Below are 4,905 nucleotides of genomic sequence, written 5' to 3'. Positions count from 1 at the left end.
CCCCCACACCAGTGCCCCCACCACCGCGTCGGAGGTGTTCTCGGCGACGGACTCGACCACGGCCCGGGCCATGCCGTCGGCGTCGAGGGCCTGCGGATCCCGCCCGCACAGATGCGGCAGCCGGGCCCGGGCCGCCTCGACGTCCCCGGTCCGAAGGGCACGCCCGACGGTCCGCGCCTCCCGGGCGAGCGAAGTCCCCCCGACGACGGCCCAGGTGGCGGCTCCGGTGAGCGCGACGGAGGCGACGGTGGACGTCCGCACGGCACGCGCGGCGACGGATCCGAGGGCGGCGGCCCCTCCGGCACACACGGCGGTGTGCAGCGCGCCCCACCCGCGGTGGTCCCGCCACAGCACCCGTTCCACGGCACCCGCGGCCCGTCCGAACGCGGCGACCGGATGCCCCCGGCGAGGATCACCGAGCAGCAGGTCACCGATCAGACCGGCGGCGGCACCGTACGCGAAGACGCGACCGGCACCCATGGGCTCAGCCGGCCAGGAGGGCAGGCGGGGGTGGGGTGTTGAACCTCGGTCGGCAGCCGCGCATGGCGATATGTGTCCTCACTCAGGGTGTCCACGCCCTGGTTCGACGAGACCGGCGGTGAGAGTTCCTGGCTCCCGGGGATCACTACCCCGGTGACAGTGGCGGGACCGCGCCGGACTTTCACCGGCTTCCTCTCCTGCCGCCGTACTGGCCCCGGCAGTCCACCACGGCCGCGAACCGCCGTCAACTTGCCGTTGACCTGCGAGGGGGCAGTGTGGAGAACCCCACATCGCCTCCTGCGCACACACGAGGGCCGGGCGGCACAGGACTTGAGGTCCCGTGCCGCCCGGCGGACGATGTGCGATCGGGCCGTCAGGCCACGATCAGGTAGATGCCGTACCCGACGGCCGCCGCGCACGCGGCGAAGCACGCGTACGCGCCGGTGACCGCCAGGCCCGCGGACCCGCCCTGGGCCACCGCCCGCTCGCGATGGGACAGGCCGGTGATGCCGAGGGTGAACAGGCCCACGAGAGCCACGGTGACCACGAGGCTGACGCCGAACACGGAGCCGAGGGCCGCCCAGTCGATCTTCATATCGGAGACTCTTCCTTGTTGCCGGTGGGCGGGGTCAGACCGGGGTGGTCGTGGAGTGCGTCCGCTCGGCGGTGGCCTGGGCCGGGAACGACGGCACCGGCTCCTCCGCCGGCGTGCCGGCCGGCGGCGGCGTCACCGCGGCCATCGCCGTGGTGACCACGCCCGCGGGCTCCGCGTCGTCGGTGTCGTTGACGTTGGTGTGGTCGACGATCTCACGCCGCGACAGCTTCCAGATGGCCGCGCTGGAGGCGACGAGGAAGACGGCCACCACCGCGGTGCCCCAGGCGCCGAAACCGGTGACGTACTCGGCGAGAGCGCCCACCAGGGCCGCCGCCGGCAGCGTCAGACCCCAGGCGACGAACATCCGCGTCGCGGTCGACCAGCGGACGACACCGCCCTTGCGGCCGAGCCCCGCGCCCATCACGGCGCCGGAGACGGAGTGCGTCGTGGAGAGGGAGAAACCGAGGTGCGAGGAGGCCAGGATGACCGTGGCCGCGGAGGTCTGGGCGGCGAAGCCCTGCTGCGGCTGGAGGTCGGTCAGGCCCTTGCCCATGGTGCGGATGATGCGCCAGCCGCCCAGGTACGTGCCGAGCGCGATCGCGATGCCCGCGGAGAGGATGACCCACATGGGCGGGTCGGAGTCGGGCGCGACGGCGCCGCCGGCCACGAGGGCGAGGGTGATGATGCCCATCGTCTTCTGGGCGTCGTTGGTGCCGTGCGCCAGGGAGACCAGGCCCGCCGAGGCGATCTGGCCGGCCCGGTAGCCCTTCCGGGACGCCTCGCCGTCGGCCTTCTTGCCGAGGGAGTACGTCAGCCGCGTGGCCAGCAGCGCCGCGAGGCCCGCGACCAGCGGGGCGGCGATCGCCGGGATCAGCACCTTGGTGACCAGCACGTCACCGTGCACCGCGCCGACGCCCGCCGAGGCGATCGTGGCGCCGATCAGACCGCCCATGAGAGCGTGCGAGGAACTGGACGGCAGACCGACCAGCCACGTCAGCAGGTTCCAGAGGATCGCTCCGACCAGGGCGGCGAAGATGACCTCGGGCCGGATGCCGGCCTCGTCGACGAGGCCCTTGGAGATCGTGTTGGCGACTTCGACGGACAGGAAGGCGCCGACCAGGTTGAGGACCGCGGACATGGCCACCGCGACCTTGGGCTTCATGGCGCCCGTGGAAATGGTCGTGGCCATCGCGTTCGCGGTGTCGTGGAAACCGTTCGTGAAATCGAACGCGAGTGCGGTTACTACCACAATCGCGAGGATCAGCGAGAAGCTTTCCATTTACCCAGGCAATCGTTCGAGGTCGTTGGCCGTACGAACGTAGGCAACCTGAGTGAACGGAAGATGAACTGGGAGGGGCGCGAGGGTGACCGCGAAGGAGGGTCGGGGCGACGCCCCGGGAGGGCGGCCGGTGAGCCGCTCGGTCTCGTCGCTGAACGCCTTGATCCAGCTGATCATTCCCGCCCTGGCCGGGCCGTGGCACCTGCGCTTCCCGTCGTACGGGTTTTCCCGGGCCCGGCGTGGGCCGAGCCCCTGCCTGGCAGGATCGCGGCATGGCTGAGCAGCGAGGCGACGAGCGGGGCACGGGGGACGCGCGAGAGGGCGAACGGAATGCGGGGGAGCCGCGGCGCAGGAGCGCGCGCCCCGAGGAGGCGCACGCCTGGGAGGACCTGGTCGCGGCGGCCCGCCGCACGGTCTCGGACGGACTCGTCGTCGGCACGTCCGGCAACGTCTCCGTGCGCGTCGGGGACACCGTCCTGGTCACGCCGTCGGGCGTGCCCTACGACCGGCTGACCCCGGACGACGTGACCGGCGTCGGCCTCGACGGCCGGCAGGTCCTCGGCACCCTCGTCCCCACCAGCGAGCTGCCCATGCACCTCGCCGTCTACCGCACGACCGGCGCCCGGGCCGTCGTCCACACCCACGCCGTCCACGCGACGGCCGTCTCGACGCTCGTGAGCGAGCTTCCGCTGATCCACTACATGGCCGCGGCGCTCGGAGGCCCCGTCCGGGTCGCCCCGTATGCCACGTACGGCACCGACGAGTTGGCCGAGAACATGCTCCGCGCCCTCGCCGGCCGCTCAGGCTGCCTCCTCCAGAACCACGGCACCGTCACCCACGGCACCACCCTCGCCCAGGCCTACGACCGCACCGCCCAGCTGGAGTGGATGTGCCGCCTGTGGCTGACCGCCGCCTCGGTGCCCGGCCAGGCCCCGAGCCTGCTGTCCCCGGAGCAGCTGACCGAGGTGGAGGAACGCCTGCGCGGCTACGGCCAGCGAGGCTGAGCCCTCCCCGGCCGCCGCCGACGTCACCCCGCCGCTCCGCCCCACTGGTCGCCCACGGAATCCGCCGGGAGACTGAAGCCGTGCGCACTGTCAGAGCAACGGCCGCCGCCGTCACCGCCGTCCTCGGTGCCGGTGCCGCCGCTGTGGCCGTCGGCCGGCTCGCCAGCGACGCCGCGCTCAAGGCGCCCCCCGGCAGGCCCCTGCCCACCGAACCCCGGCTCACCGTGCACGGCACCGCCGCCGGGCAGATCAGCCTCACCCGGGATCTCGCCGCCCTGCGCCCCGGCCGCTACGGCCTGTCCGGCAACGGCTCGCACGCGGTCGTCGGCCCCGTCCTGACCAGCGCCCCGCACCCCGCCGACACCGTCGTGCGCCGCCTGGAGAGCGTCACCCACGGCACGCTGAAGCCCGGCGACAAGGTCTGGCTCACACCGAACGTGTACGTCGGCAACCCAGGCGCCGCCCTCGGACTCGAACACGCCGACGTCGACGTCCCCGGCGAACTCGGCGCCCTCCCCGCGTGGTTCGTGCCGGGCAAGCGGGACACCTGGGTGATCGCCGTGCACGGCCTGGGAACCACCCGCGAACTCGCCATGAACGTCATGCCGTTCCTGCACCGCAGCAACTTCCCGGTGCTCGCCCTGGCCTACCGCGGCGACCTGGGCGCCCCCCGCCCGCCCGACGGCCTGAACCACCTCGGCGAGACCGAGTGGCGCGACCTCGACGCCGCCATCCGCTACGCCGTGCGCTACGGAGCCCGCCAGGTCGTCCTGCACGGCTGGTCCACCGGCGCCACCATGGCCCTGCGCGCCGCCGCACACTCGGGGCTGCGCGACCGCGTCTCCGGGCTCGTCCTGGACTCCCCGGTGCTCGCCTGGGAGACCACCCTGCGCGCCCTGGCCTCGGCCCGTCGCACCCCGGCCGCGCTGCTGCCCCTCGCGGTCCGGGCCGCCCAGGGCCGGACCGGCCTGTCCGTCGGCCGGGTCGCGGGCACGGCCCCGCCCGGCGGGCTGCGCGTCCCGGCGCTCGTCATCCACGGCCCGGACGACAGCGTCGCCCCCTGGCAGCTCTCCCGCAGGCTCGCCGACGCCCGCCCCGACATGGTCGCCCTGCGCACCGTCGGCAACGCACCCCACGGAGCCATGTGGAACGCCGACCCGGAGGCCTACGAGGAGGCGCTCCGGCGCTTCCTGACGCCCCTCATGTGACGCCGTTTCCGTCAACCGCCGACGACCCACCCGGTCCGGCTCCTCACGCACCCCCGTACACGCCCCTTCGCCTCGTCGCAACCGCGTTCCGTCGCCCCTCCGACGACCGGTCGCGACGATTCCGTTTAGTGTCGTACCACTGGCCGGTTCTGAGCCCTCGACCACTCCCGGGAACCGGTGCCTTGGCCTTCCCCGTCGCCCGCCGTGACATTCCGTTTGGGTTTTCGGACCGTCAACCGGAAGACTGCACCCGTGACGTCCCGTATCCCGCGCGACTCCAGGCTCCGACTCGTCCGCCCGCGACCCCTGGCCGCCGCCCCACCAGCGATGAACCAGCGG

Annotated in this window: 5 protein-coding genes and 1 riboswitch; of the genes, 2 read left to right on the top strand and 3 right to left on the bottom strand. The window is 73.4% G+C overall.

Going from position 1 to position 4,905, the window contains the following annotated elements; translation table 11 throughout:
- The 3 genes from C1J00_RS38230 to C1J00_RS38220 all read right to left on the bottom strand — a co-directional run.
- Positions 1-480: cobalamin biosynthesis protein (locus C1J00_RS38230; RefSeq protein ID WP_180989849.1), on the bottom strand; the 480-nt coding region annotated here is incomplete at its 3' end.
- A gap of 103 nt (positions 481-583) precedes the next feature.
- Positions 584-722: riboswitch (cobalamin riboswitch) on the bottom strand.
- Between the two features lie 131 nt (positions 723-853).
- Complete coding sequence (locus tag C1J00_RS38225; RefSeq protein WP_102913495.1) at positions 854-1,075, bottom strand: hypothetical protein; 222 nt, start codon at positions 1,073-1,075, stop codon at positions 854-856.
- Positions 1,076-1,109: 34 nt separating this feature from the next.
- Entirely contained in the window at positions 1,110-2,354 is a 1,245-nt protein-coding gene (locus C1J00_RS38220) for an inorganic phosphate transporter (RefSeq protein ID WP_102913494.1), read from the bottom strand.
- A gap of 272 nt (positions 2,355-2,626) precedes the next feature.
- Between C1J00_RS38220 and C1J00_RS38215 the strand changes: the two genes are divergently transcribed.
- Both C1J00_RS38215 and C1J00_RS38210 read left to right on the top strand, forming a co-directional pair.
- Positions 2,627-3,358 (top strand): class II aldolase/adducin family protein, encoded by a 732-nt coding sequence (locus C1J00_RS38215; protein ID WP_102913493.1) that lies wholly within the window; start codon positions 2,627-2,629, stop codon positions 3,356-3,358.
- A gap of 80 nt (positions 3,359-3,438) precedes the next feature.
- The gene (locus tag C1J00_RS38210) at positions 3,439-4,566 is read left to right on the top strand and encodes an alpha/beta hydrolase family protein (protein WP_102913492.1); all 1,128 of its coding nucleotides are present in this window, start codon (positions 3,439-3,441) and stop codon (positions 4,564-4,566) included.
- Positions 4,567-4,905 lie beyond the last annotated feature (339 nt).

The sequence above is a fragment of the Streptomyces cahuitamycinicus genome (assembly GCF_002891435.1).
Lineage (GTDB): Bacteria > Actinomycetota > Actinomycetes > Streptomycetales > Streptomycetaceae > Streptomyces > Streptomyces cahuitamycinicus.
This window is presented reverse-complemented; position numbering and strand designations above follow the sequence as displayed.